The following is a 25,870-nucleotide window of genomic DNA, read 5'->3' on the forward strand; positions in this document are numbered from 1 at the left end:
TCTCGAACTTTTTTTGTGATGGTAAGGACGACCAGGTCGTGAATCAGGTCAGGCCGGACATGCTATTCGAACATTTATTTTATTTATGGGATGTGCCGGGTGTGCTGGGCCGGTGCTGCCGCCAGCGGTTCAGCATGCCTTCCGGTACTTCTTCCGCGGTCAGCGCGAATACCGCGTGGTCACGCCAGGCGCCGTCGATGTGCAGATAGCGCGGGCGGATGCCCTCCTCGCGGAAGCCGAGCTTTTCCACCACGCGCCGGCTGGGGATGTTTTCCGGCCGAATACAGACCTCGATGCGATGCAGCCCTACGGCGCGGAAGCAGTGGTCGACGGCGAGCGCCACGGCGGTCGGCATGACACCGCGGCCGGCGACTTCCTGGTCCACCCAGTAGCCGATATGGCCCGAGCACATCGAGCCCCAGGTAATACCGGCAACGGTGAGCTGTCCGGCGAGGCGGCCCTGGTATTCGATGACGAACGGCAGCATCCGCCCGGCCTGTGCCTCGGCGCGCAGATGGCGCACCATTTGGCGGTACGTGGGGCGGTGCGGCGGCGGTGTGCCGGGCGGGGGCGGCGGGATGGTGGCTTCCCAGGGGCGCAGCCAGTCGCGGTTGCGGCGGTTGACCTCACGCCACGGGCGCTGGTCGCGCAGCTTTATCGGGCGGAGGGTGACCTCGCCCTCGGCGAGGACCACCGGCCAGAACGCGTTCAGCTCGGGCTCCCGGTGGGTCTGGGGTGGTCGCCGCCGTGGACCTGGTCGACGGCGTGCGGGAGGAGGTCGGCGAGGACGGCCAGGCCGTCGCGGACGCCGCCCGTGGAGCCGGGGAGGTTGACGATCACGGTGGTGCGGGCCACGCCCGCCAGGCCTCGGGAGAGCGCCGCGGTGGGGACCTTTTCGCGGCCGGCCGCGCGGATGGCCTCGGGGATGCCGGGGATCTCGTGGTCAAGGACCCGGCGGGTGGCCTCGGGGGTGCGGTCGGTGGGCGAGATGCCCGTACCGCCGGTGGTCAGCACGACGGCGTAACCGGCGTCCACGGCGGCGCGCAGCGCGGCTTCCACCGGGTCGCCGTCGGGGACGATCTGGGGGCCGTCGACGGCGAAGCCCATGGCGGTCAGGCCCTCGGCGAGGAGCGGGCCGCCCTTGTCGGGGTAGACGCCGGCGGCGGCGCGGTTGGAGGCCGTGACGACCAGGGCGCGGCGGGGCGCCGCGGCGGGGTGCGGATCCGGGTGGGGGGAGCTCACGGCCGGCTCCAGTCGCCGGACTTGCCGCCGGTCTTCTCCTCGACGCGGATGTCGGAGATCACCGCTGCCTTGTCGACGGCCTTGATCATGTCGACGACGGTGAGGGCGGCGACGGAGACGGCGGTCAGCGCCTCCATCTCGACGCCGGTGCGGTCGGTGGTCTTGACCGTTGCGGCGATCTCGACCGCTTCGTCGGTGACGGTCAGATCCAGCTTCACGCCGGAGACGGCGAGGGGGTGGCACAGCGGGATCAGGTCGGGGGTGCGCTTGGCGCCCATGATGCCGGCGATCCGGGCCGTGGCGAGGGCGTCGCCCTTGGGCATGCCCTCGCCCCGCAGCAGTTCGATGACGCGCGGCGATACCAGGACCCGGCCGCGGGCACGGGCGGTGCGGGCGGTGACGTCCTTCTCCGATACGTCGACCATCCGGGCCGCGCCCGCGGCGTCGATGTGGGTGAGGTGTTGCTGGCCGCTGCTCATCGTTCTCCTGGTCCGGACCGTGCCGTGCCGCGCCTGTGGGACGACACCGTACCCGCACCGGTCGGCGGCTACCCGAGCAGGACGACCTCCACCTCCCCGCCGGCGGCCACCTCGGTGGTGTCCTCCGGGACGATGATCAGGGCGTTGGCGTGGGCGAGGGCCTTGATCAGGTGGGAGCCCGTGCCGCCCACCGGGGTCACCTTGCCGGCCTCCGGGTCATAGGAGCCGCGCAGGAACTGCCGCTTTCCCTTGGGCGAGGAGGCGATGGGCTCGGTGCACTCGGCCCGGGCGGTGGGGCGGTGGACGTCCGGCAGGCCCATCAGGGTGCGGATGGCGGGGCGGACGAAGAGTTCGAAGGAGACGTAGGAGCTGACGGGGTTGCCGGGGAGCGCCATGAGGGGGGTGCGGTCGGGGCCGATGAGGCCGAAGCCCTGGGGCTTGCCGGGCTGCATGGCCAGCTTGCGGAATTCGACCATGCCCTCCTCGGCGGAGAAGTCGGTCAGCGTCTCCTTGACCACGTCGTACGCGCCGACGCTGACGCCGCCGCTGGTGACGAGGATGTCGGCGCGGATGAGCTGGTCCTCCAGGGCCGCGCGGAGGGACTCGGCGTCGTCGGCGACGGCGCCGACGCGGTAGGCGATGGCGCCGGCGGCGCGGGCGGCGGCGGTGAGCTGGAAGCTGTTGGAGTCGTGGATCTGGCCGGGGCCCAACGCCTCGCCGGGCTGGACCAGTTCGCTGCCGGTGGACATCACCACGACCCGGGGGCGGGGCCGGACCCGTACCGTGCCGCGGCCGATGGCGGCGAGCAGGCCGATCTGGGACGGACCGAGGACCGTACCGGCGCGCAGGGCCGGCTCGCCCGCGGAGACGTCGCTGCCCTGGGCGCGGATATGGGCGCCGGCCGCCACGGGGCGGTGGACGCGGACCTCGCCGGTCGCGTCCTGGGGGGCGGCGCTGTGGGCGCGCATGCCGGCGGCCGGGCCCTGGCCGCTGCCGCCGTCGGTCCATTCGACGGGGACGACGGCCTCGGCGCCGGGCGGCACGGGGGCGCCGGTCATGATGCGGGCCGCCTCGCCGGGGCCGACCGCGGGGAGGTCGCCGCTGCCCGCCGCGACATCGCCGATGACGGTGAGGGTCGCGGGGAAGTCGTCGGTGGCGCCCGCGACATCGGCGACCCGGACGGCATAGCCGTCCATGGAGCTGTTGTCGAAGGGCGGCAGGGCGACGGGGACCGTGATGTCCTCGACCAGGACGCAGCCCTGGGCGTCGAGGAGTTGCAGCTCGATCGGCTCCAGTGGCGGGATTTTCGACAGGACGTCGTCGAGGTGTTCGGCCACCGACCAGACGCGGTCCTGGTGGCGGGTCTGGTCGGTGGTGCCGTTCAACGTCCTACATCTCCTCGGTGACGTAACTGCGCAGCCAGGCCCTGAAGTCCGGGCCCAGGTCTTCACGTTCGCATGCCAGTCTGACAATGGCACGCAGGTAATCGCCACGGTCGCCGGTGTCATACCGCCGGCCCTTGAAGACGACGCCGTGTACGGGGCCCCCGAGGGCCGGGTCGGCGGCCAGTGCCTGGAGGGCGTCGGTCAGCTGGATCTCGCCGCCGCGGCCCGGTTCGGTCTTGCGCAGCACCTCGAAGACGGCCGGGTCGAGGACATAGCGGCCGATGATGGCGAGGTTGCTGGGGGCCTCGGCGGGGTCCGGCTTCTCCACCAGGTCGGAGACCACGACCACGTCGTCGTCGCCGGTGGGCGTGGCGGCCGCGCAGCCGTAGAGGTGGATCTGCGCCGGGTCGACCTCCATCAGGGCGATGACGGAGCCGCCGTGCTGTGCCTGTATCTCGATCATGCGCTGCAGCAGCGGGTCGCGGGGGTCGATGAGGTCGTCGCCGAGGAGGACCGCGAAGGGCTCGTCGCCGACGTGCGGGGCGGCGCACAGGACGGCGTGGCCCAGGCCCCTGGGGTCGCCCTGCCGTACGTAGTGCATGGTCGCCAGGTCGCTGGATTCCTGGACCTTCGCCAGCCGGGATTCGTCACCCTTGCGGTGCAGCGCCTCTTCGAGTTCGTAGTTGCGGTCGAAATGGTCCTCGAGGGGGCGCTTGTTGCGGCCGGTGACCATGAGTACGTCCGAGAGTCCGGCGGCGGCGGCCTCCTCCACCACGTACTGGATGGCGGGCTTGTCGACGACCGGGAGCATCTCCTTGGGTGTGGCCTTCGTGGCGGGGAGAAACCGGGTGCCGAGGCCGGCTGCCGGAATGACAGCCTTGCTGATCCGCGTGTGCGATGGAGTCATGCGCGACACCATAACCGGCCCTATCGGAACGATGATGAGGGTCTGGTGAATAGAGCATGAGAGCGGAGCAAGGGGCCACAAATGAACTCTGGTCACGAATCCGATCACGATAGGAAGCGCAGGTTGCGGCGAGACCTCCTGGAGGTGAGGAGAGCGTTGCCGCCCGATGTCGTGGCGGCATCGGGTACCGCGCTCGCCCGGAGGACGCTGGAACTGACGGAATTGCGGGCGGTGGCGGGGGCCGCGGGGGCGGACACGTCCTCCGGCCCGGCCGTCCGGCCGACCGTTGCCGCGTATGTGTCCATCGGTAACGAGCCCGCCACGCTGCCGCTGCTGGACCGGCTGCGGGCGGCGGGCGTGCGGGTGCTGCTGCCCGTGCTGCTGCCGGACAACGATCTCGACTGGGCGGTGTACGAGGGCGCCGAGCGGCTCGTCCGGGCCGGCTGGGGGCTGCTGGAGCCGGCCGGCGGGCGGCTCGGGCCGGAGGCCGTCACGGAGGCCGGTGTGGTGCTGCTGCCGGGGCTCGCGGTGGACGGGCGGGGGCTGCGGCTGGGTCGCGGCGGCGGGTCCTACGACCGGGTGCTGGAGCGGCTGGAACGGGCCGGGGCGAACGCGTCGCTGGTGGTGCTGCTGTACGACTCGGAGGTGCTGGAGGCCGTACCGGCCGAGGCGCACGACCGGCCGGTGCATGCGGCGGTGACGCCGTCGGGGGTGCACCGCTTCCGGGGCCCCGCCTGAGGCCGCCATGAGCCGGGAACGCCGTCGGGCGGGCCGGAGGATCCCCGGCCCGCCCGACGGCGGTGGTGACGGTGCTGCCCGCGGCCTTACGGCGACAGCGTCAGCGTCTCCTTCGTGCTCTTCTTGACGGCCGCCTCGCCGGACGCCCAGGGCAGCAGTTCACCCTTGGCCCATTTGTCGGTCTGGTCGTAGTAGTGCGCGTTGAAGGCGTGCCCGGAGGCGCCGGTGAGGTTGATCCAGCGGGACTTGTCGAGGTCCCCGAGGTTGACGATCATCCGCATCGACGGGACCCAGGTGACCTTGTAGCCGCCGGCGGCGTTCCAGCCGGTGGCGTCGACCGCGGCCTCGCCGCCGCCGACGTTCCACGGGCCGCGGTTGAACAGGCCCTGCAGGAAGCCGGGGCCGTCGGTGCCCAGGGTCTGGTTGTTCAGGTACAGCTGGTGCAGGCGGCCCCAGCTCCAGTTGTCGATGTTCTTGCCGAGCTTGGCGGTCAGCTCGTAGCGGGCGTCCTTCATGGCCTCGGCGAGGAGCTGGTCGCGGTTCTTGTCGCCGGGGTGGCCGGGCCGGTCCTCGGTCTTCCACCAGGCGTTGTGGGGGTCGTCCAGGATCTTGCGGACGACCTCGTACCAGCGGTCGCCGCCGTCGGGCTGCGCCGAGTCGGCCGCCCGCTCGCCGCATTCGCGGACCAGCTTGTTCAGGTCGTCGTCGGGGCCGGTCTCATCGGCCGGGCGGACGTTGAGGCACTGTCCTTCGAGCCGCAGTTCCTTGGGCATCTTGTTGCCGAAGGCGAGCTTGAGGGTGTTGCGCCAGACGGCGTTGAAGTAGGCGGCCGCGGCGGAGTCGGGCTCCTGGGTGAAGTCCCAGCCCTCCAGCAGCTGCTGGGCGTCGCGGACGTACTTGTCCTTGATGTCGATCTTCGTGAGGTACGGGGTCAGCAGCCGGGCGATCTCGCTGCTGTTGTCCTTCTGGAAGGCCTGCATGTCGTCCGTGGAGACCTTGCCGCCGCCCTTGATCTTCGACTCGATGAGGTCGTTGATCCGCTGGCTCCGGGCGCCGTAGCCCCAGTCCTTGGTGAGGAGGTAGGGGTACTTGCCCTCGTCGATGACGGCCTGGTTGGCGGTGACGATGTAGCCGCGCTTGGGGTTGTACTCGTACGGCAGGGCCTGCTGCGGGATGTAGCTCTTCCAGCCGTACTTCGGGTCCCAGCCGGGCGCCGGGTAGGTGCCGTCGCCGGCGCCGCGGACCGGGATCCGGCCGGGCGCCTGGTAGCCGATGTTGCCCTTGGTGTCGGCGTAGATGAGGTTCTGCGAGGGGACCTCGAAGTGTGCGGCGGCCTTGCGGAAGCCGCTCCAGTCCTTGGCGCGGTCGAGCTCGAAGACGGCGTCCATGGACTTGCCGGGGTCCAGGGCGGTCCAGCGCAGCGATACGGCGTAGCCGTCGCCGCGGTCGGGGGCGGCGTTGCGTACGGGTGCGTCCTTGCCGACGCCGGTCAGTTCGTCGTCGCGGTCGGAGACGATCGGTCCGTTGTTGGTGGACCGGACGGTGATCTTGTGGCTCTCGCCGCCGGCGACCTTGATGATCTCCTTGCGCGTGACGAACGGGCGCTGCTTGTTGTCGTAGAGGTACCCGTCGGCGCTGATCTTCTCCAGGTAGAGGTCGGAGACGTCGGCGCCCAGGTTGGTCATGCCCCAGGCGATGTTCTGGTTGTGGCCGATGACGACGCCGGGCATGCCGGAGAAGGTGAAGCCGGAGACGTCGTAGTTGCACTTGGGGCCGGTGGTGCGGCAGTGCAGGCCCATCTGGTACCAGAGCGAGGGCATCTGCGGCGCCAGGTGCGGGTCGTTGGCCAGCAGCGGCTTGCCGGTGGCGGTGTGCTCACCGGAGACGACCCAGGAGTTGGAGCCGATGCCGTTGCCGTTGGGGCCGAGCAGCGCGGGGACCTTGTCGAGGGTCTTGGACAGCGCGGAGAGCTGCGACTGCAGGCCCACGGTGGCGGTGCCGGCCGGGGCGGCGTTGGCCGAGCCCTTGGGCCGGTAGGTCTTGGTGGCCGGGTCGACCGAACCGCCCTCGACGATCGGCTTGTTCCGCTGGTACGGGTACTTCGGGTACAGCTGGGCGATCTGCTCCGGGGTGAAGCGGCTGGTCATCAGGGAGCGGTCGATCTCTTCCTGCATGTTGCCGCGCAGGTCCCAGGCCATCGCCTTGAGCCAGGCGACCGAGTCGACCGGCGTCCACTTCTGGGGCGTGTAGTCGTTCTCGAGGTCCAGCGCCGCGTACTCCAGGGACAGCGCCGAGCCCTGGTGTTCCTTGAGGTAGGCGTTGACGCCGTCGGAGTAGGCCTGGAGATATTTCTTGGTCTCCGGCGACAGCTTGGTGTCGTACTCCTTCTGCGCCACGTGGTGCCAGCCCAGCGTGCGCAGGAATTCATCGGACTTGACCTGGCTCTTGCCGAACATTTCCGACAGGCGGCCGGCCGTCATGTGGCGGCGGACGTCCATCTCCCAGAAGCGGTCCTGCGCCTGGACGTAGCCCTGGGCGCGGAAGAGGTCCGCGTCGGTGTCGGCGTAGATCTGCGGGATGCCGTTGCCGTCGCGCGCGACGGTCACCGGGTTCGTCAGCCCCGGGAGGTTGAGCGATCCGGTCGTCTCCGGGAACGAGGCGCGCACGGTACTGACGCTCCAGTACGCGCCGAAGCCGATGCCCGCCACGAGCAGCAGCACGACCGTGATGGCGACGAGGCGGCCGCGCCGCCCCTTTTTCTTCTTTGGGGCAGGGCCGGACTTGTTGGCGGGCATCTCTGTCCTTCGAGGGGCAGGGTGGGAGTGCTGGGAGCAACCATAGGCGCACGGGTCCGGCGAGCCCTACGCGGAGTCACCGCCAGCACATCGAACTTTCAAGTAATGGTAAATTGTTAGACTTAGTAACTAGATACGGTAAGGATCGTAGGTCCCGAACGGCCTGTAAAGGGCCCCAGGGAACCCGCCCCCTCCGGCCCGCGTGCGAGAAAGGACCAGCTCCTGACTGTCGACTACCTCAACGAACTCCTGCTGGTCTGCTCGCTCGTGCTGCTCATCGCCGTGGCCGCGGTACGACTCTCCTCGCGCAGCGGACTCCCCAGCCTGCTCATCTACCTGGGGATAGGCGTCGCCATAGGGCAGGACGGCCTCGGCGGCGTTGTCTTCGACAACGCCGGGCTGACCCAACTCCTCGGCTATGCGGCCCTGGTCGTGATCCTCGCGGAGGGCGGACTGGGCACGAAGTGGAAGGAAATCAGGCCGGCGCTGCCCCGGGCGGCACTGCTTTCGACGGTCGGCGTCGCGGTGAGCGTGGGGGTCACCGCGGCCGGAGCGCACTATCTGGCCGGGCTCGAATGGCGCCAGGCGCTGCTGATCGGCGCCGTGGTCTCCTCGACGGACGCGGCCGCGGTCTTCTCCGTACTGCGCAACGTCCCGCTGCCCGCCCGCCTGACGGGTGTTCTGGAGGCCGAATCGGGCTTCAACGACGCCCCGGTGGTCATCCTCGTCGTCGCCTTCTCCACGGCCGGGCCGGTCGAGCACTGGTACGCCCTGCTCGGCGAGATAGCCCTGGAGCTGGCCATCGGCGCCGCGATCGGGCTGGCGATCGGCTGGCTCGGCTCCTACGGCATGCGGCATGTGGCGCTGCCCGCCTCCGGCCTCTACCCGATCGCCGTCATGGCCATCGCGGTCTCCGCCTACGCGGCCGGCGCCCTGGCACACGGCTCCGGATTCCTCGCCGTCTATCTGGCCGCGGTGATCCTCGGTAACGCCAAACTCCCGCACGCCCCGGCCACCCGCGGCTTCGCCGAGGGGCTCGGCTGGATCGGCCAGATCGGCATGTTCGTCCTGCTGGGCCTGCTGGTCACCCCGCACAACCTCCTCGACGACATCGTCCCGGCGCTGGTCATCGGCATGATCCTGACGATCGTGGCCCGCCCGCTGTCGGTGTTCGTGAGCCTGCTGCCGTTCCGCATGCCCTGGCAGGAGAAGACCCTGCTGTCGTGGGCCGGCCTGCGCGGCGCGGTGCCCATCGTCCTGGCCACCATCCCGATGGTCACCGACATCCCCGGCAGCGAACGCGTCTTCAACATCGTCTTCGTGCTCGTCGTGGTCTACACCCTCATCCAGGGCCCGACGCTGCCCTGGCTGGCGCGGCGGCTGCAGCTCGGCGACGGCGAGGAGGCCGCCGACCTGGGCATCGAGTCGGCCCCGCTGGAGCGGCTGCGCGGCCATCTGCTGTCCACGTCCATCGGGCCCGGCTCGCGGATGCACGGCGTCGAGGTCGGCGAGCTGCGGATGCCCGCCGGCGCCGCGGTCACCCTCGTCGTCCGGGACGGCTCCAGCTTCGTGCCGTCGCCCACGACCGTGCTGCGGCACGGCGACGAGCTGCTGGTGGTGGCCACGGACCCGGTACGGGACGCCGCCGAGCGACGGCTGCAGGCCGTCTCCCAGGGCGGCAAGCTGGCCGGCTGGCTGGGAACGGGCGGACACGGCGAGCCGCGGCACGGCGAGTCCAGGGAGCGACGGGGCAGGCGGCGCGGGGCCGGGTGAGCCGAGGAGCCGGCTGAGCCGAGGGGCATGCGCCCCCTTGGAGGCCCGTACGGCACCGAGCGGGCCCTTGCGACTCCGACCGGCCGGTATGTGCCGCATCTCTCCACGGATCCCAAGGAATTTCACGTGAAGCCCTGGTTAATCCCAGGGCTTCACGCGCTTCAACCTGTAGTATGAAGAGGCAATAAACGAACCAACTCTGCCTGAAGCAGAGCTGGCGCGACCGCTCGGCGGCCGCGGTCCTCTGCCACAAGCGCAGCCACTTCTCCGGTGCGGACCACGCGGTATCACTCGGTCCTGCGCGAGAGGACAGCTCTCGGCGCGTTCCGTGACGACCTCGCGGCCACGCGCTACCAGGCAGCAGAAAGGCCCGGCCGTGGCACCCGCGGTCAAGGACTCCCGTCCCGGATACGGACAACTGCTGCGCACCCCTGGTGCATGGACATTCGTACTGCCCGGCTTTCTGGCCCGGCAGCCGTTCGCGATGCTGACGATCGGCATCACCCTGCTCGTCCAGTCCACCACCGGCTCCTTCGGCACCGCCGGCGCGGTCACCGCCGCCACCGGCGTCTCGATGGCGCTGTTCGCCCCCCAGAGCGGCAAGCTCGCCGACCGCTTCGGTCAGCGCGCGGTGCTGCTCCCCGGTGTCGCGGTGCATGTCGCCGGCGTCGCCGCGCTGATCACCCTCGCCCTCGCGCACGCCCCCCTGTGGGCGCTGCTCGCGGTGGCCGTTCCCACCGGCGCCTCGACGCCGCAGGTCGGCCCGATGGTCCGGGCCCGCTGGGCGGCGACGCTCGGCGGCAGCCCGCTGATGCCGACGGCCGCCGCGTTCGAGTCGGTGACCGACGAGTTCACCTTCGTCGTCGGCCCGGTGCTGGCGACCGCCCTGTGCACCGGCATCCACCCGGCCGCCGGCCTGATCACCGAGGCCGTCCTCAGCCTGGCCGGCGGTCTGCTGTTCGCCGCGCAGCGGCGCACCCAGCCGCCCGTCCACCGGGCGCAGGACCTCGGCCGCCCGCGCGTCTCGGCGCTGTCCGTGCCCGGCGTACGCGTCCTGATCGTGGCGTTCCTGGGCATCGGCACCGTCTTCGGCGGTATGCAGGTCTCGCTGACCGCCTTCACCGAGCACATCGGGCACCCGGGCATCAACGGCGTCCTCTACGGGATCTTCGCGGCCGGCAACATGCTCGCGGGTATCGCCTGCGGCGCCATCAGCTGGAAGGTCGGCCCGCGCCGCCGCCTGCTGGTCGCCTACGGTCTGCTGGCCCTGGCCACCACCCCGCTGTGGTCCGTGACCGCGGTGCCGCTGCTGGCCGCCGTCGGCCTGGTGATCGGCCTGTGCATCGCCCCGGCCCTGATCTCCGGCTACACCCTGGTCGAGACGCTGGTGCCGGCCGCCGCCCGTACGGAGGCCTTCACCTGGCTGACCGGTGCGGTGGCACTGGGCCAGGCGGCCGCAGCCTCCTCGGCCGGCCAGCTCACGGACCGCTTCGGCCCGAGCGCCGGCTTCCTGGTGCCGCTGGCCGGTACGGCGCTGGCGCTGACGGTGCTGCTGACGCTGCGCGCGCATCTGCTGCCGCGGTCGTCGACCGTGGTCGCCGGCGGCGCCGCGCACGGCACGGACGCCACGAACGGTACGGACGGTACGGACAGCACGGACGGCACGGACGCTGCGAACCAGCAGGTCGACGCCGTTTCCGAGGGCCGGGAGCGGGCGCTGGCGAACGCCTGACAGGACGCGGGACGCGCGCCCTGCCGAACGTGGAGTCGGTCACCGTACGCCGGTCACAGTGGACTGACGGGCCGGAATACTGCACTATGGATCGTCGTTAGCACTCATCGAGTGAGAGTGCCAGGAGGAAGTCAAGTGCCGACCTACCAGTACCAGTGCACCGCGTGCGGCGAGGGCCTTGAGGCCGTGCAGAAGTTCACCGACGACGCGCTCACCGAGTGCCCCAGCTGCAACGGACGCCTCAAGAAGGTGTTCTCCGCGGTCGGCATCGTCTTCAAGGGCTCCGGGTTCTACCGCAACGACAGCCGCGGCTCGTCGTCCAGCAGCAGCCCGGCGAAGAGCTCCTCCAGCACGAGCGGCTCGTCCTCCTCGGACTCGGCCGGCAGCTCGGACGCCAAGTCGACGACCTCGTCGTCCACGGCCTCCTCCTCGTCCTCGACGGCGTCGTCCTCGACGTCCTCGTCGTCCACGAGCAGCAGCTCCGCCGCCTGACCCACGCTTCCCCCGGACCCCGCCGTCGCCGACGGCGGGGTCCGCGGCTTTTCCGGCCCGGCCCCGCGGCGCGGCGGGCCGCCCCGATAGTGTGACCGGCATGTCTGACGCGGAGATTGGCGTTATCGGCGGCTCGGGGTTCTATTCCTTCCTCGACGACGTGACCGAGATCACAGTGGACACCCCCTACGGGCCGCCCAGCGACTCCCTCTTCCTGGGCGAGGTGGCCGGCCGCCGGGTCGCCTTCCTGCCCCGGCACGGCCGGGGGCACCACCTCGCGCCGCACCGCATCAACTACCGCGCCAACCTGTGGGCGCTGCGCTCGGTCGGCGTGCGCCAGGTCCTCGGGCCGTGTGCCGTCGGCGGCCTGCGCCCCGAGTACGGCCCCGGCACGCTGCTCGTCCCCGACCAGCTCGTCGACCGCACCAAGTCCCGCGCCCAGTCGTATTTCGACGGCGAACCGCTGCCGGGCGGCGCCGTCCCGAACATCGTCCACGTCTCCTTCGCCGACCCCTACTGCCCCACCGGGCGCCGGACCGCGGTGGCGGCGGCCCGCGGCCGCAACTGGGAGCCGGTCGACGGCGGCACCCTCGTCGTCATCGAAGGCCCCCGCTTCTCCACCCGCGCCGAGTCCCGCTGGCACGCCGCGCAGGGCTGGTCGGTGGTCGGCATGACCGGCCACCCCGAGGCCGTACTCGCCCGGGAACTCGGCCTCTGCTACACCTCATTGACCCTGGTCACCGACCTGGACGCGGGCACCGAGACGGGCGACGGTGTCTCCCACGAGGAGGTCCTCAAGGTCTTCGGCCAGAACGTCGGCCGACTGCGCGAGGTCCTTTTCGACGCGGTGGCCGCCCTCCCCGACTCCGCGGCGCGCGACTGTCCCTGCGCCAGTTCCCTCGAGGGCTGGGATCTGGGGATCGAGCTGCCGTAGCGGCGGTGCCGGGCGTCGCGGGGCATCGCGGGCTCGGCGGCGCGGTTTGCCGGGGCCGGCAGGATCTCGGGGAGATCAGGGGCGCCAGGGCCGCCAGGGGCTTCTGCGGGTGAGCGAGTTGTCCACAGGTGCGGGTTCATCCACAGGCCGAAGCGGGCCGTGGGGAATTCCGGCACGGTGGTGATCGCCGGTGACCGCCGGTGACCCGTTCCGCAATCCCGCGACAGGCGGTGACGACGATGCCCCGTCCCTCCCTCGACTCCCCTCCCGACGCCTCCCTCGGCCTTCCCGCCGCCTTACGGCTCCCGCCGGATCCGCTCCCCGACCCGCCGCTCCCGACTCCGCCAACGTGTGAAGTGCCCCACTTCGCACCGGTACGGGCCGGTGGTGGACGACACCGATGGCGGCGGACGACGCGACGGCGCCTGATCGCCGCCGCACTGGCGATGACCGCCGCAGCACTGGCCACGGGCGTCTCGTACGGCGCCGTACGAACGGCTCCGGCGACCGGATGCCCGGCGGCGGCGCTCTCCGGAGGGCGGTAGTCATGCCCCAAGATCGAGTGGCGTCCGCTCCGCTCGCACGCAAAGCTTCTCCGGGTGGGGGTGCCCCCTGCCCTTCAAGGGCTTGGGAGAGGCCGGTCCGCCAGATCCGCACTGACGCTCTGGTCGATCGCCGGTTCGTGTCGGACGACTGGACACCGCCGCCCCGCCCTGCCGTAAGTTGCGGTGCTGATTGTTGCTGCACCATCCGTACCGAGCGTGGAAAGAGGCTGTCAGGTGAGCGAGAACAAGGGCGTCCTGCAGGGATTCAAGGAATTCCTGATGCGCGGAAACGTCATCGAGCTCGCGGTCGCGGTCGTCGTCGGTGCGGCATTCACCAACATCGTCAATGCCGTGGTCAAGGGCGTGATCAACCCGATCATCGGCGCCCTCGGCTCGCAGAACCTCGACAACTACAAGGCCTGCCTGAGCACCAGCTGCCACCCGGACAAGAAGACGGGCGAGTTCACCGACGGGATCTACATCCTGTGGGGCTCGGTGCTCAGCGCCGCGCTGACGTTCCTGATCACCGCCGCGGTCGTCTACTTCCTCATGATCCTTCCGATGAACAAGTGGAAGGCCCGCCAGGACGCGAAGAAGCCGGTCGACGACGCCCCCGCCGACCCGACCGAGATCGAGCTGCTCACCGAGATCCGCGACGCGCTCATCGCGCAGCGCAATGGCTCGCTCCCGATGTCCGGCACGTCGGCCACCGTCATCACGCAGAAGACGCAGCAGTAGCCGGAGCGCGCCCCCGCGACCGGCGCCCGCCGCCTCATCGCCTCGCTCAGAGGTGGTGGGGCGGCTTTTCGTCGAGGAAGCGGGCGAGATCGGCGGCGCTGCCGGAGGCCGTGGGCCGCTCGCCCCAGCCGCGGTCGGTGTCGTCCGAGGACTGCCGGTCCAGCGGATCGTCGAAGATCAGCGCGGCGGGCCGGGCGGCGGGCCGGGCCGTCTCGGGGGTCCCACTCGCGGCGGGCCGGGCGGCGGGCGCCTCGTCGGCCGGTTCGGGTTCGGGGATGGTGCTCACCTCTTCAGGGTACGGGGGCGAGGGCCCGGAGCCTGGTGGGGGCGTGCGTGAGGGGGTGGGCGCCGCGTACGGCGCCGCGTACCGTCGGACCGTCGCCTTGATGCGGTCGCTGCCGTCGCTGCCGTCGCTGCGATGGTTCGATGGGGCAAAGGGGAGGGGAGCACATGCGGATCGGAGAGCTCTCGGAGCGGACCGGCACGCCCCGTCGGCTGTTGCGCTATTACGAGGAGCAGGGCCTGATCGCCGCCGATCGCTCCGCGAACGGCTATCGCGAGTACGACGAGCGCTTCGTGGACCGGGTCATGCAGATCAGAGGGCTGCTCGATGCCGGACTGCCCACAAGGATCATCAAGCAGATCCTGCCCTGCCTGGACAAGCCGCGGATCATCCACTTCGCCGATGCGACATCGGAGATGCTCGCCACACTGGAGCTCGAACGCGACCGTATGACGGAGCGCATAGAGTGCCTGATCCGGAACAGGGACGCGGTGGCCGAGTACCTCGACGTGGTGCGCAGCAAAAGGCGTCCGGTCGACGCCCCGGCCGTTCCCTCGGGCTGAGGCGCGGGGCGGCGGTCCTTCTCGTCGGGCGACCGCAGGCCCAGGTCGACGCGGGTGCGGTTGCCGCCGGGCCCGGCCGGCCCGCGGGTCATGCCTCGTCGAGGACCTCGTGCCACCACCGGTCGCGCCCCGGTGTCCAGGAGACCGGCCGCGCGCACCGGTTCACCACCAGGACGGTACGGCCGCCCTCCACGGCACAGGCCCGCGCCAGCGCATGGTCGAGTACCGCCTTCACCGGCCGTATGGCCCCGTCCCAGAACGCCGCGTCCGCGGTGATCAGCACCCGCGCCCCCGACTCCCGGGTCCGCGCGGCCAGTTCGGGCACGGTGAGCGAGACGGGCAGCGTGGTGCGCAGCGCGTCAAGGCGCCCGCAGGCGAGGGTGGCGATCACCGATTCGGGCACCAGCGGCAGATGCACGGCCACCTTGTCGCCGGCCCGCACACCGAGCCGTGCGAGCGCCGCCGCGGCGCGGTCGGCCTGGTCGAGGAGCATGCCATGCGTCAGCTCCTCCATCCGGCCCGGCTCCCCGGTCCAGGTGAGGGCGATCCGCGACGCCTGCGGCTCGCGTTCTTCCCGGGCGTCATCTGCATGCTCTGTCGTCACACGGCGCAACATGCGATTCAGCATGAAGATGAGCGATCAACGATCGCTGAACGTCCGTTGTACGGGTGTTCGGTACCCGACGGTCCCTGACGCCCCTGCGCCGGCCGTCTCGCACGCCCGTCGCCGCCTTCCTGCGGCCACCCGGCCCTTTCTGCCCGGCCTCGGGCGCCTCCAATCCCCTCGCGCCTCTGAGGTTTCCCCGATTTCTTGCGTGCGTGTACGAGGCCCCCCTTGTCCGGGGCCGGAGCCGGGGCCTTGCCCGGAACCGGCCGATCCGCTCACCCCGCCTTGGCCGCCGCCTCCTTCACCGCCGCCTGGTATCCCCCCACCACATCCCGCACATCCCCGAACCCCCGCTCCTCCAGCAGTGCCGCTGCGATCACCGACCGGTTGCCGCTCTGGCAGTAGAGGACGACCGGCCGGTCGCGGTCGAGGTGGTCGCTCTGGTCGCGGAGGGCGGCCAGGGGGATGTTGCGGGCGCCGGGAAGCGCACCCGCCTCGAATTCGGCCGCATTGCGGACGTCGATCAACTGGTGTTGCTCGGAGGGGAGTTGGTTGGCGGGGACTCGCACGGCAGGGAGCTGGCCCCCGTCGATCCGATGGCTGCGGGTGGCCAGGGCCGGCCGTTGGGCGAGGGCGGCCGCCGGGTCGGGGACATGGCCGAGGACGCGGTCATAGCCGATGCGGGCGAGGCGGAGGCGGGCCTCGTCCTCCGTGCCGGGGTCGGCGAGCAGCACGATGGGAGTGCCGGGCGCCACCACACTGCCGGCGTACTCGGCGAAGCGGGTGTCGAGGCCGGCGTGCAGGGAGCCGGTGAGGTGGGCGTGGGTGTAGGCGGCGAGGGGGCGGCAGTCCAGGAGGGCGGCGCCGTGCTCGTCGCGGGCGGTGCGGGCCTCGTCCAGGGTGAGGGCCGCCAGGGGCGCGGCGTCCAGGAGGGGATGTCCGTCGCGGTTGAGGGCGGCGTCGTGCGCGAAGTAGCCGGGTGTGGCGGGCTGGCTCGCGGTGACCAGCCGGACGAATTCGCTCTCCCGCATGGGCTGCAGGGCGTAATTCAGGCGCCGCTGGTCGCCGATGGTGGAGCTGGTCTCGGTCGAGAGGTTGCGGCCGCAGGCCGAGCCGGCGCCGTGTGCGGGAAAGACCCGGGTCGCGTCCGGGAGTGCCATGAGTTTGGTGTGCAGGGAGCGATGCAGTCGTACGGCCATCTCGTGCGGGGAGTGCCCGGCGGCGGAGAGCAGGTCGGGGCGGCCGACGTCGCCGACGAAGAGGGTGTCGCCGGTCAGGACGCCGAACGGCACGTCGTCGTGCGGGTTTTCATGGATGACCAGGCAGATGGACTCGAGGGTGTGGCCGGGGGTGGCGAGGACGGTGAGGGTGACGCCCTCGTCGTCGGAGGGCCCCAGTGGTATCCGTTCGCCGTCCCGTAACCGCCGGATGGGGAAGCCGGTCGCGGCGGCCTCGCCGAAGGCGATGGTGGCGCCGGTCGCGCGCGCCAGTTCGAGATGGCCGGAGAGGAAGTCGGCGTGAATGTGCGTCTCAATGACGAGTTCGATGCGCAGGCCGACCTCGTCCGCGTCACGCAGGTAGTCGTCGATGTCGCGGCGGGGGTCGACCAGGACGGCGCGTCCGGTGCGCTGGTCGCCGATGAGGTACGACGCCTGGGAGAGGCAGTCGAGGTAGTACTGCGCGAAATGCACGCTGGCCTCCAGGGGGTGTGCCCAAGGCCCGCTCGGGCAGGGTCCGTTGTGCGGATGCACGGATGTACGTACATTAAGCAGCGCGGTGGACGGCAACAAGTCCGCCCCCGGCCACGCACATCCCCGTACGCCCGCCCGCGGAGGACTCCATGACGACCCACCAGCCGGACTCCCCCGACCCCGGCCCGCGCCCGCTGGACCGGAGTTCACCGCTCCCTCTGTGGGCGCAGCTCTCCGCGGATCTGCGGCGGCGGATGGAAGCCGGCGCGTTCACCCGGGAGTTCCCGGCCGAGCACCGGCTCACCGGGGAGTACGAGGTCAGTCGGCACACCGTTCGCGAGGCGCTGCGCACGCTGCGCGCCGACGGCCTGGTGATCGCCGAACGCGGCCGCGCCAGCCGCCTGGACACCCGCCGCATACAGCAGCCGCTCGGCTCGCTCTACAGCCTCTTCCGCGAGCTGGAGGGCCAGGGCGTGGAGCAGCGCAGCGAGGTACTGCGGCTGGAACGGACGGTGGACGCGACGGTCGCGCGGCAGCTGGGGATGCTGCCGGACGCACCGCTGGTCGTACTGGAGCGGCTGCGGCTGGCGGACGGTGAGCCGCTGGCGCACGACACCGCGTATCTGCCCGCGGAGATCGCCGAACCGCTGCTGGAGGCCGGCTTCGGGCACACCTCGCTCTACGCCGAGCTGTCGCGGCGCTGCGGGGTGAAGGTCACCGGCGGCCGCGAGCGGATCCAGCCGTTCCTGCCGGACATCCGGCAGGCGTGGCTGCTGGGGCTGGCCGACCGGGAGGCGGCGTTCGCGATCGAGCGGCTGGGACGGGCCGGGGAGCGGCCGGTGGAGTGGCGCGAGACGGTGGTGCGCGGCGACCGGTTCGCGTTTGTCGCGGAGTGGTCCGACGCGAGCGGGGCCGTGGCGCTGGAGCCGCGGGCCGCGGTTCCGGCCTCGGACCCGGACTCGGACTCGGCCCCGGACTCGGCTCCGTCGTCGGTCTCCGAGCCGTCATCGGTCTCCGAGCCGTCATCGGTCTCCGAGCCGTCGTCGGCCTCCGCTCCGTCCGCGTAGCGTGTCCGTCGTCTTAGCCGTTGCGGCGCTGCCGTGCGGGTTGCTGATCGGGGTGCTGCTGGGTGCGCTCGGCGGCGGTGGTTCGATCCTGGCCGTTCCGGCGCTGGTCTATCTGCTCGGCCAGTCGCCGCACGAGGCCACGGCGGGCGCGCTGGTCGTGGTCGCGGTCGGCGCGGTGACGGGACTGGTCTGCCATGCCCGCGCGGGCCGGATCCGCTGGGCGGCCGGGGCGGCCTTCGGGGCGCTGGGCACGGCGGGCAGCTTTCTCGGCACCCGGTGGAGCGCGGCGCTGGACCCGACGGCGCTGATGGCGGCGTTCGCGGGGCTGATGCTGGCGGTGGCGGCGGCACTGCTGTTACAGGGCAGGCGAGGACGGCGAAAGGCCGAGGAGCCACCGAAGGCCCAGGAGCCGCAGACGCCGCAGACACCACAGCAGACGCAGACACCGCAGCAGGCGCAGAAGCGGCGGGAACAGCAGGAGCGGCAGGAACAGCGGGAGCCGCAGCCGTCAGGTACCCGTCGCCGCCCCGCCCACATCGCCGTCACCGCCTCGGCCGTCGGCCTGCTCACCGGCTTCTTCGGCGTCGGCGGCGGCTTCGTCGTCGTCCCGGCCCTCACGCTCGTCCTGGGCCTGGAGATGCCGGTCGCCATCGGCACCTCGCTTCTCGTCATTCTCATCAACTCGACCACGGCGCTGGCCATCAGGGCCGGTACCGGCGCCCTGGACTGGCCGCTGCTGGCCGGTTTCGCGGCCTGTGCGGCGGTCGGCAGCTACCTTGGCAACCGCCTCGCGGCCCATCTGTCGGCACCGACCCTGACCAGGTCATTCGCCTCTCTCGTCGCCGTCCTCGCGATAACCATGGCGGCCACCGCCCTGCCCCGCCTGTGACGGCCGTCCCGCGCCCGTGGCGGCGCGGTCCGCACCACCGACCCCCTACTGGAGGAACCCCATGACGCCCCTTGCCACCCCCCACCACCAGATCCTGATCATCGGAGGCGGCACCGCGGGCATCACCGTCGCCGCCCGGTTACGCCGTGCCGGTGTGCGGGACATCGCACTGCTGGAGCCCTCGGACACACACTGGTACCAGCCGCTGTGGACGCTGGTCGGCGGCGGGCAGGCGCCGCTGCGCACCGCGCTGCGCACCGAGGCGGAGGTGATCCCGCCCGGCGTGCGCTGGCTGCGCGAGCGCGCGACGGCCGTCGATCCGGCCACGCGCACGGTCACCACCGCATCCGGCCGGACCCTCACCTACGGGCGGCTGGTCCTCGCGCCCGGCCTGCACCTCGACTGGGACGGCATCCCCGGCCTGGCCACGGCCCTCGGACACGGCGGCGTCAGCAGCAATTACCGGCCCGATCTCGCCCCGCACACCTGGGAGCTGATCCGCCGGATGCGGCGCGGCACGGCGGTGTTCACCATGCCGTCCGGCCCGGTGAAGTGCGGCGGCGCCCCGCAGAAGATCGCGTACCTGGCGGCCGATCACTGGCGCAAACGCGGCGTTCTTGGCGCGATCCGCACGGTCCTGGTGCTCCCGGAGTCCGCGATGTTCAAGGTGCCGGTGTTCTCCCGGGCGCTGGAGGAGACGGTCCGGCGCTACGGCATCGAGGTGCGTTTCCAGTCCGAGATGACGGCCCTGGACGGCGCCGCCCGCGAGGCCGTGATCACCGACCACACCACCGGCGCCACCGAGACCCTCCGCTACGACTTCCTGCACGCCGTGCCGCCGCAGCGCGCCCCCGAGTGGCTGGCGGGCGGCCCGCTCGCCGACCCCGATTCCCCCTACGGGTACGTCAAGGCGGACCGGCATACCCTCCAGCACCCTGATTTCCCCGAGGTGTTCGCGCTGGGCGACATCGCCAACCTGCCGACGTCGAAGACCGGCGCGGCCATCCGCAAGCAGGCCCCCGTCGTCGTCGCCAACCTGCTCGCCGGCCTCCGCGGCCGCCCCGCCACCGCCCGCTACGACGGCTACACCTCCTGCCCCTTGGTCACCGCCCGCCACAAGATGCTCCTCGCCGAATTCGACTACGACCTGCGGCCCGCCCCCTCCTTCCCCTTCCTGGACACCACCCGGGAGCGCACCGACATGTGGTTCCTCAAGCGCTACGGACTGCCGCAGCTGTACTTCAAGGGGATGCTGAAGGGGCTGGCGTAGGGCAGGGCGGGACGCCGTAACGGGTCTCCAGGCTGCCGCCGTTCGCCTCAACTCCGCGCCGGAGATGCCTAGTTCTTCTGATCCGCCATCTGAGTACGAGTACGGATACCGCAACTCATGTGCTCTCTGTGACTGTTGGTACTGCTGTTGCTTCTGAGGCCACCGATCCACTGAGCCAGTCGGCTACTCGACTACTCAGCCACTCGGCCACTCGGCCACCTACCGTTCAGGCCGCGCGCAAAAGCCAAGCCAAGCGGCCGGCGAAGGACCGAAGTTGAAGTTGAACTTACGTTCGAAAGGGCAGTTCATACGTGACACGCGGTACCAAGTTGAAGAGCGCCGTCAAGCACGCGCGTTACGCGCCGGTCGCAGTCGCCGCGGCCATGCTCGCCGGAGCGATGGCGGGCACGGCCGGTGCGGCTCCCGCCCCCGGGCCCGGTGACAACTCACCGAAGATAATCGGCGGCAGCGACGCGCCCGCCTACTCGTTCATGGCCGCGATCCACGGCGGCTGGAGCGACGCCAAGGCCTTCACCTGCGGCGGCGGGCTGATCCGCGGCGACTGGGTGGTCACCGCGGCACACTGCGTCTCCAAGCCGGGTACGGACGGGAAGACCGAGGTCATCCCGGCCAAGGAATTCACGGTACGCATCGGGTCCAAGGACCGGACCACCGGCGGCACGGTCGTGGGCGTCAAGAGCGTCACGGTGCACCCTGACTACGTCGCCTCGGACGACCGCAACACCGGCAACGACCTCGCGCTGCTGCACCTGAGCAAGAAGGTGTCGCAGGCGCCGGTCGCGATGTCCTCCGACGCGACCCCGGCCGGCACCGCCGTCCGGGAGATCGGCTGGGGCTACACCAAGCCGGGCGACAAGGGACAGGACAAGCTCCCCACGGCCCTCCAGCAGCTCGACACCAAGACCATCCCGGCCGACACGCCCGCGTGCGTCAAGGGCTCGGACGGCGACGACTCCTGGGGCATCCACAAGGGCGATGTGTGCGCCGACAACCCCTCGGGCACGTTCGGCCCGTGCGGCGGCGACTCCGGTTCCCCGCTGCTGAAGAAGGTCGCCGGCCGCTGGCAGATCGTCGGCGTCGACAGCCGCGGCGTGGGTCACGTCTGCGGTGAATCCCCGGACGTCTACACCGAGATCCACCACTTCAAGGACTGGGTGGCCAAGACCATCGGCTGACCCTGCGGATGCATACGCGGCGACCGATGCCGGCGATCGCCGCGTATGAGGGAGAGGGCGCAGCTCGCGAGCTGCGCCCCTTTCCCGTAGGGGTGGGCCCCTAAGGGTGGTGAGCGCCCCTTGCGGTATCCCTGCCCGCCCTCGTGGAGGATCAAGCAACCGCCCACCCTCGTGGAGGATCAAGCAACGGCCCGCCCTCGTGGAGAGTCAAGCAACCGCCCACCCTCGTGCAGGGTCAAGCAACCGCCCGCCCTCGGGGGCAAGCACCCCCCCACGGGAGCGAGCAACCGCCCACCCTCGTGGGCAAGCCCCCCAACGGGAGCAAGCACCCCCACGAGGGCGCTCGGTCAAGCCGCCCGCGCCACCCTCACCTCCCCCACCGCGCATCCCACGTTGTCGGGTGCGCCCGCCTCATGGGCCAGGGCGATCAGGCTCCGTACGGCGTCCTCAGGGGTGTCGGCCGCGGTCAGCGCGTCCCGCATCGCCTCGGGTGCCACCACCCCCGACAGTCCGTCGGTGCACAGCAGATAGCGCTCACCGGGCCGGGCCTCCAGGATCTGGAGGCTGGGGGTGAATTCCGGGCCGCCGCCGAGGGCCTGCAGCAGCAGCGTGCGGTCGGGGTGCGACGGCGCCTCCTCCGGGGTGAGCCGGCCCTCGTCGATCAGGGACTGCACCACGCTGTGGTCGTGGGTGATGCGGAAGAGGCCGGAGTCGCGCAGGACGTAGGCGCGCGAGTCCCCTACGTGCAGCAGCCCCAGCCGCGAGCCGGAACGGAGCAGTGCGGTCAGGGTGCAGCCGGTGTCCGCATCGGCCATCGCGGCCGCCCGGTTGGCGCGGCGGGCCGCCTCCTCCAGGGCGGCGAGCAGATCACCGGACGGGGGATCGGCGTCCTCCAGGGGCTTCAGCTCCTCGATCGCGGCGGCCGCGGCCGGGCCGCCCAGCTCGCCGCAGCCGTCGGCCACCGCGAGCAGCCGGGGGCCCGCGTACGCCGCGTCCTGGTTGGCCGGGCGGATCAGCCCCCGGTCGGTCCCGGCGGCGCAGCGCATCGTCAGGTGAGGGGATACGGGAGTGTCTGATGTGGTCATGACGGTGTCGTCCTTCCTCTTCAGCTGGTCGACGAGGAAGGCGGCCAGGTCCCGGCGGGCGGCGGTGTCGGTTTCGACCGTCGCCCAGTACGCGGCGACCGCCTCGGCCGCCGCGCCGGGCGCCAGCTCGCACACCTCGCGTATGCGGGCCAGCGGCATGCCGAGCCGGCGCAGCCAAGCGACCAGGTGCGCCCGCTCCAGCTGGGCCGGGGCGTAGCGGCGGTAGCCGTTGTACGGGTCGACCCGGGCCGGGGTGAGCAGGCCCAGGTCGTCGTACAGGCGCAGCGCCTTGGGCGAGAGCCGGGCGGCCCGTGCGAACGCCCCGATGCCCAGCAGGCCGCCGGTTCCGGCGCCGTTCCCGTCCATCCCGCTGCCCTCCTCGTACCGGGTCCTTCGCCCGGTACGGCCGATGCTGGGCCTTCCCCCAAGGGAAAGGTCAACGGACGGGACGCGGGCCGTGCCGGGTCCTCAGTTGCCGCTCGTCTCCAGCCGGTTCATCGCCGCGGCCGTCAGCGCCTGTACGCCCATCGTCAGCGTCGGCCGCACCACCGGCACGAAGTACGGCGAGTGGTTGGACGGGATGTCCTGCGCGAGCCGCCCCGCCGCCAGCGCGGTACGGAACTCCTCCGGATCCCAGCCGCCCAGCCACCAGTAGTAGAGGGGCGCCTCGGCCGCGGTCGCCAGCACTCCGGCGTCCTCGGATCCCGATGCCGGGTCGTAGGCGAACAGCCGCTGTTCGCCGAAGAGCCGGGTGAATTCCTCGTTGACCTTGCGCAGGGTCCGGGAGTCGTTGACGGTGACCGGGAACGAGTCGAGGATCTTCGTCTGCGGGGCGCGGTCGGCACCGGAGGCGGTGGCCTCGGCGCCGGCGATGCGGTCGATGGCGGCCAGGACGCGGGCCCGTACGGTCTCGTCGAAGCTGCGGACGCTGAGCCGTACGACGGCCTGGTCGGGGATGACGTTCGCGCTGTCCCCGGCGTGGAAGGAGCCGACGCTGATGACGGCCTGGTCCTTGGGCGCCACCTCGCGGGCCACGACGGACTGCACCCGCTGGACGAACGCGGCCGCCATCAGGATGGGGTCGACGGTGGTCTCCGGGCGGGAGCCGTGTCCGCCGCTGCCGTGGAAGGTGATCTCCAGGCTGTCGGCGGCGGCCATGCAGGCGCCGGGGCAGTAGGCGATCAGCCCGGCGCCGAACGGGGCGACATGCTGGGCCAGCACCACATCGGGGACGGGCACCAGGCCCTTGCTGTAGAGGCCGTCGTCCAGCATCGCCTGGGCGCCGTTGCCGACCTCCTCGGCGGGCTGGAACAGCGCGATCAGGGTGCCGGACCAGTGCTCGCGGGCCGCGGCGAGCAGGTCGGCGGCGCCCAGCAGGCAGGTGACATGCACGTCGTGGCCGCAGGCGTGCATCCGGCCGGGAGTGGTGGAGGCGTAGTCGAGGCCGGAGCGTTCGGTGACGGGGAGGGCGTCCATGTCGGCGCGCAGGAGGACCACCGGGCCGGGGCCGTTGCGCAGGACGCCCGTGACGCCGGTGCCGCCGATGCCGGTGGTGACGTCATAGCCGTACGCGGTCAGCCGGCGGGCGGCCTCGGCCGCCGTACGGGTTTCCTGGAAGCCGAGTTCGGGGTGGCGGTGCAGATCTTCGTAGAGCGCCACCAGGTCCGCGAGACGGTTGTCGAGCGGGGCCAGGACGGAGTCGATGACGGGGCGGGAGTGGTCACTGTCGCTCATACGGGCATTCGACCATGAACGGCGGTGCCCGCACCCCCCGTCGGACGTACCGGACGGCATGGGTCCGTACGCGCCCCGGGCTGGCCGGACTTCGCGGGTCGTCCGCGGCCGCCCGTGACACCCGGGCCGCCGACTGCGACCGTGAATCCGCCTGCCCGAGCCGTTGACTGGAGGCTGACATTGGCGATCGCATCCACCCCACCGAACGGCGCGCCCGACGACCTCGCGGCCCACCTGGCGGAGCAGGCCATGGGCCACCTCTTCTCCGCCGCGCTGCGCACCGCGGCCCACTACCGCATCGCCGACCACCTAGCTGAGGGCCCGCGCACCGCCGAGCAGCTGGCCGTCGCCACCGACACCCACGCCCCGCATCTGCGCCGGGTGCTGCGCTATCTGGCCGCCCGCGGCATCTTCCACGAGGACGCCGCCGGCGCCTACCAGCTGACCCCGGCCGCCAGACCGCTGCGCACCGACGTGCCCGACTCGCTGCACCCCGCGATCATGCTGATCACCGACGAGCTGTTCCTGCGGACCTCGGCGCTGATGCCGGAGGCGGTACGGGAGGGCGGCGCGGCTTTCGAGCGGCTCTTCGGGGCGCCGTTCTTCACGCATCTGTCGTCCGCCCCGGAGCGGCGCGACCTCTTCGACAGCGGGATGTCGGCGCTGTCCGGGCCGGTGGACGAGGCGGTGGTCGCGGCCTATCCGTTCCCGGAGACCGGCACAATCGTGGACGTCGGCGGCGGCCGCGGCGGCCTGCTGCGCGCCGTGCTGCGCCGCCACCCCCAGCTGGCCGGCGTCCTCTTCGACCAGGCGCCCCCGCTGGCCCGCCATCTGCTGGACGGCGACGAGGTCAAGGGCCGCTGGCGCACCGAGGAAGGCGATTTCTTCGCGGCCGTGCCGACGGGCGGGGACGTCTACGTCCTCAAGCATGTGCTGCACGACTGGCCGGACGCGGACTGCCGCCGCATCCTGCGCACCTGCCATGCCGCGATGACCCGCGGCAGCCGGCTGCTGGTCGTCGACAGCGTCCTGCCACAGGGCAATGCGCCGCACTTCGGCAAGACGCTGGACGTCGCGATGATGGCCATCATGGACGGCCAGGAGCGCACCGCCCAGGAGTTCGCGACGCTGCTCTCGGACGGCGGCTTCCGGCTGACGCGGGTGCTGCCGACGGCGGCGTTTCCGTCGATCGTGGAGGCGGTGGCGGACTAGGGCCCGTCCGCCGGGTCAGGGCCGGAGAGGCCCTGACCGCCCCGGCTCCCGCGACACGACACGCCGCGCCCCCGCCTCCCTCGCCGGTGCCACGGCCCGCCCGGGATGTACTGATACCACCCCGCCCCGCCCGGGGCCGGAAGCCGCGCCCGGAGCCAAGGAGCCCCCATGCCCACCCCGCCTCTCCCCGCGCCCGTCGACCGTGCCCTGCGTGCCGCCAACGGCGGTGACATCGACGGCTTCCTCGCCGCCTTCGCCGACGACGGGGCGGTCAACGACTGGGGCCGCGAGTTCCGGGGCGAGGAAGCGATCCGCGACTGGAGCGACGCCGAGTTCATCGGCCGGCAGGTCACCCTCGAAGTGACGGCCGTCCGGACGCAGGGCAACATCACCACGGTCAGCCTCCAGGTCGGCGGCAACGGCTACACCGGCCCCTCCGACTTCGCCTTCACCGTCGAGGGCGACCGCATCGCGCTGATGCGGATCACCGGCTGACCTCAGGCCGAGGCGACG

Annotated in this window: 24 protein-coding genes; 13 read left to right on the plus strand and 11 right to left on the minus strand. The window is 71.6% G+C overall.

Translation table 11 applies throughout. From position 1 onward, the window contains the following. Positions 1-79: 79 nt before the first annotated feature. The 5 genes from AC5677_RS16005 to galU all read right to left on the minus strand — a co-directional run bounded on the left by AC5677_RS16005 (position 80) and on the right by galU (position 4,013). Positions 80-694, minus strand: coding sequence for a GNAT family N-acetyltransferase (locus AC5677_RS16005; RefSeq protein ID WP_497195716.1), 615 nt, complete (start codon positions 692-694; stop codon positions 80-82). Positions 695-708: 14 nt separating this feature from the next. Next, complete coding sequence (locus tag AC5677_RS16010; protein WP_497195717.1) at positions 709-1,242, minus strand: MogA/MoaB family molybdenum cofactor biosynthesis protein; 534 nt, start codon at positions 1,240-1,242, stop codon at positions 709-711. Continuing rightward, a complete protein-coding gene (moaC, locus tag AC5677_RS16015; protein ID WP_497195718.1) occupies positions 1,239-1,721 on the minus strand; it encodes a cyclic pyranopterin monophosphate synthase MoaC in 483 nt (160 codons plus the stop codon). Before moaC ends, AC5677_RS16010 begins: the two co-directional genes overlap by 4 nt. Positions 1,722-1,789: 68 nt before the next feature. Then, complete coding sequence (gene glp, locus AC5677_RS16020; RefSeq protein ID WP_497195719.1) at positions 1,790-3,106, minus strand: molybdotransferase-like divisome protein Glp; 1,317 nt, start codon at positions 3,104-3,106, stop codon at positions 1,790-1,792. 4 nt (positions 3,107-3,110) lie between these two features. Further along, entirely contained in the window at positions 3,111-4,013 is a 903-nt protein-coding gene (gene galU / locus AC5677_RS16025) for a UTP--glucose-1-phosphate uridylyltransferase GalU (RefSeq protein ID WP_497195720.1), read from the minus strand. Positions 4,014-4,094: 81 nt separating this feature from the next. Between galU and AC5677_RS16030 the strand changes: the two genes are divergently transcribed. Continuing rightward, complete coding sequence (locus AC5677_RS16030; RefSeq protein WP_497195721.1) at positions 4,095-4,751, plus strand: 5-formyltetrahydrofolate cyclo-ligase; 657 nt, start codon at positions 4,095-4,097, stop codon at positions 4,749-4,751. 86 nt (positions 4,752-4,837) lie between these two features. Here AC5677_RS16030 and AC5677_RS16035 read toward each other — a convergent pair whose 3' ends face one another. Then, entirely contained in the window at positions 4,838-7,546 is a 2,709-nt protein-coding gene (locus AC5677_RS16035) for a penicillin acylase family protein (RefSeq protein ID WP_497195722.1), read from the minus strand. A 267-nt stretch (positions 7,547-7,813) separates the two neighbouring features. On the opposite strand from AC5677_RS16035, the gene AC5677_RS16040 reads away from it, so the two are divergent. The 5 genes from AC5677_RS16040 to mscL all read left to right on the plus strand — a co-directional run bounded on the left by AC5677_RS16040 (position 7,814) and on the right by mscL (position 13,760). Continuing rightward, positions 7,814-9,319: a potassium/proton antiporter gene (locus tag AC5677_RS16040; RefSeq protein WP_497195723.1), complete on the plus strand. Its 1,506-nt coding sequence runs from the start codon at positions 7,814-7,816 to the stop codon at positions 9,317-9,319. A 376-nt stretch (positions 9,320-9,695) separates the two neighbouring features. Next, on the plus strand, positions 9,696-11,051 hold the full coding sequence (locus tag AC5677_RS16045; protein ID WP_497195724.1) for an MFS transporter: 1,356 nt from the start codon (positions 9,696-9,698) through the stop codon (positions 11,049-11,051). A gap of 135 nt (positions 11,052-11,186) precedes the next feature. Next, a complete protein-coding gene (locus AC5677_RS16050) occupies positions 11,187-11,543 on the plus strand; it encodes an FmdB family zinc ribbon protein (RefSeq protein WP_497195725.1) in 357 nt (118 codons plus the stop codon). 100 nt (positions 11,544-11,643) lie between these two features. Continuing rightward, complete coding sequence (locus AC5677_RS16055; RefSeq protein ID WP_497195726.1) at positions 11,644-12,477, plus strand: S-methyl-5'-thioadenosine phosphorylase; 834 nt, start codon at positions 11,644-11,646, stop codon at positions 12,475-12,477. Between the two features lie 779 nt (positions 12,478-13,256). Next, positions 13,257-13,760, plus strand: coding sequence for a large conductance mechanosensitive channel protein MscL (gene mscL / locus AC5677_RS16060; RefSeq protein ID WP_497195727.1), 504 nt, complete (start codon positions 13,257-13,259; stop codon positions 13,758-13,760). A gap of 46 nt (positions 13,761-13,806) precedes the next feature. On the opposite strand, the gene AC5677_RS16065 is transcribed toward mscL, so the two are convergent. Further along, positions 13,807-14,046: a hypothetical protein gene (locus AC5677_RS16065; protein WP_497195728.1), complete on the minus strand. Its 240-nt coding sequence runs from the start codon at positions 14,044-14,046 to the stop codon at positions 13,807-13,809. Between the two features lie 164 nt (positions 14,047-14,210). Here AC5677_RS16065 and AC5677_RS16070 point away from each other — a divergent pair, with 164 nt between their 5' ends. Further along, positions 14,211-14,606, plus strand: a complete 396-nt coding sequence (locus AC5677_RS16070; RefSeq protein ID WP_497195729.1) for a MerR family transcriptional regulator — start codon at positions 14,211-14,213, stop codon at positions 14,604-14,606. Positions 14,607-14,694: 88 nt separating this feature from the next. Here AC5677_RS16070 and AC5677_RS16075 read toward each other — a convergent pair whose 3' ends face one another. Both AC5677_RS16075 and AC5677_RS16080 read right to left on the minus strand, forming a co-directional pair. Continuing rightward, entirely contained in the window at positions 14,695-15,210 is a 516-nt protein-coding gene (locus AC5677_RS16075) for an AMP-binding protein (protein WP_497195730.1), read from the minus strand. 278 nt (positions 15,211-15,488) lie between these two features. After that, positions 15,489-16,904: a rhodanese-like domain-containing protein gene (locus AC5677_RS16080; RefSeq protein WP_497195731.1), complete on the minus strand. Its 1,416-nt coding sequence runs from the start codon at positions 16,902-16,904 to the stop codon at positions 15,489-15,491. 149 nt (positions 16,905-17,053) lie between these two features. Here AC5677_RS16080 and AC5677_RS16085 point away from each other — a divergent pair, with 149 nt between their 5' ends. The 4 genes from AC5677_RS16085 (at position 17,054) to AC5677_RS16100 (ending at position 21,326) form a co-directional block, all read left to right on the plus strand. Continuing rightward, positions 17,054-17,971, plus strand: a complete 918-nt coding sequence (locus AC5677_RS16085; RefSeq protein ID WP_497195732.1) for a GntR family transcriptional regulator — start codon at positions 17,054-17,056, stop codon at positions 17,969-17,971. A 1-nt stretch (position 17,972) separates the two neighbouring features. Further along, positions 17,973-18,860 carry a sulfite exporter TauE/SafE family protein gene (locus AC5677_RS16090; protein WP_497195733.1) on the plus strand — a complete coding sequence of 296 codons (888 nt, stop codon included), beginning with the start codon at positions 17,973-17,975 and terminating at the stop codon, positions 18,858-18,860. 61 nt (positions 18,861-18,921) lie between these two features. Continuing rightward, on the plus strand, positions 18,922-20,130 hold the full coding sequence (locus tag AC5677_RS16095) for an NAD(P)/FAD-dependent oxidoreductase (protein WP_497195734.1): 1,209 nt from the start codon (positions 18,922-18,924) through the stop codon (positions 20,128-20,130). Between the two features lie 311 nt (positions 20,131-20,441). Next, on the plus strand, positions 20,442-21,326 hold the full coding sequence (locus AC5677_RS16100; protein ID WP_497195735.1) for a S1 family peptidase: 885 nt from the start codon (positions 20,442-20,444) through the stop codon (positions 21,324-21,326). Positions 21,327-21,673: 347 nt separating this feature from the next. Here AC5677_RS16100 and AC5677_RS16105 read toward each other — a convergent pair whose 3' ends face one another. Then, entirely contained in the window at positions 21,674-22,777 is a 1,104-nt protein-coding gene (locus AC5677_RS16105) for a MerR family transcriptional regulator (protein WP_497195736.1), read from the minus strand. Positions 22,778-22,879: 102 nt separating this feature from the next. Next, positions 22,880-24,145, minus strand: coding sequence for an amidohydrolase (locus AC5677_RS16110; protein ID WP_497195737.1), 1,266 nt, complete (start codon positions 24,143-24,145; stop codon positions 22,880-22,882). Between the two features lie 180 nt (positions 24,146-24,325). Here AC5677_RS16110 and AC5677_RS16115 point away from each other — a divergent pair, with 180 nt between their 5' ends. After that, positions 24,326-25,357: a methyltransferase gene (locus AC5677_RS16115; protein WP_497195738.1), complete on the plus strand. Its 1,032-nt coding sequence runs from the start codon at positions 24,326-24,328 to the stop codon at positions 25,355-25,357. A 168-nt stretch (positions 25,358-25,525) separates the two neighbouring features. Continuing rightward, positions 25,526-25,852 (plus strand): nuclear transport factor 2 family protein, encoded by a 327-nt coding sequence (locus AC5677_RS16120; protein WP_497195739.1) that lies wholly within the window; start codon positions 25,526-25,528, stop codon positions 25,850-25,852. Positions 25,853-25,870: the final 18 nt, after the last annotated feature.

The sequence above is a fragment of the Streptomyces sp. JLSY215 genome (genome assembly GCF_059682825.1).

Excerpts from the sequence above, each read along its gene's own strand:
- AC5677_RS16035 (WP_497195722.1), bottom strand. The coding sequence starts at position 7,546 with ATGCCCGCCAACAAGTCCGGCCCTGCCCCAAAGAAGAAAAAGGGGCGG.
- AC5677_RS16030 (WP_497195721.1), top strand. The coding sequence starts at position 4,095 with ATGAACTCTGGTCACGAATCCGATCACGATAGGAAGCGCAGGTTGCGG.
- galU (WP_497195720.1), bottom strand. The coding sequence starts at position 4,013 with ATGACTCCATCGCACACGCGGATCAGCAAGGCTGTCATTCCGGCAGCC.
- AC5677_RS16055 (WP_497195726.1), top strand. The coding sequence starts at position 11,644 with ATGTCTGACGCGGAGATTGGCGTTATCGGCGGCTCGGGGTTCTATTCC.
- AC5677_RS16095 (WP_497195734.1), top strand. The coding sequence starts at position 18,922 with ATGACGCCCCTTGCCACCCCCCACCACCAGATCCTGATCATCGGAGGC.
- AC5677_RS16110 (WP_497195737.1), bottom strand. The coding sequence starts at position 24,145 with ATGAGCGACAGTGACCACTCCCGCCCCGTCATCGACTCCGTCCTGGCC.
- AC5677_RS16105 (WP_497195736.1), bottom strand. The coding sequence starts at position 22,777 with ATGGACGGGAACGGCGCCGGAACCGGCGGCCTGCTGGGCATCGGGGCG.
- AC5677_RS16085 (WP_497195732.1), top strand. The coding sequence starts at position 17,054 with ATGACGACCCACCAGCCGGACTCCCCCGACCCCGGCCCGCGCCCGCTG.
- moaC (WP_497195718.1), bottom strand. The coding sequence starts at position 1,721 with ATGAGCAGCGGCCAGCAACACCTCACCCACATCGACGCCGCGGGCGCG.
- AC5677_RS16120 (WP_497195739.1), top strand. The coding sequence starts at position 25,526 with ATGCCCACCCCGCCTCTCCCCGCGCCCGTCGACCGTGCCCTGCGTGCC.
- AC5677_RS16070 (WP_497195729.1), top strand. The coding sequence starts at position 14,211 with ATGCGGATCGGAGAGCTCTCGGAGCGGACCGGCACGCCCCGTCGGCTG.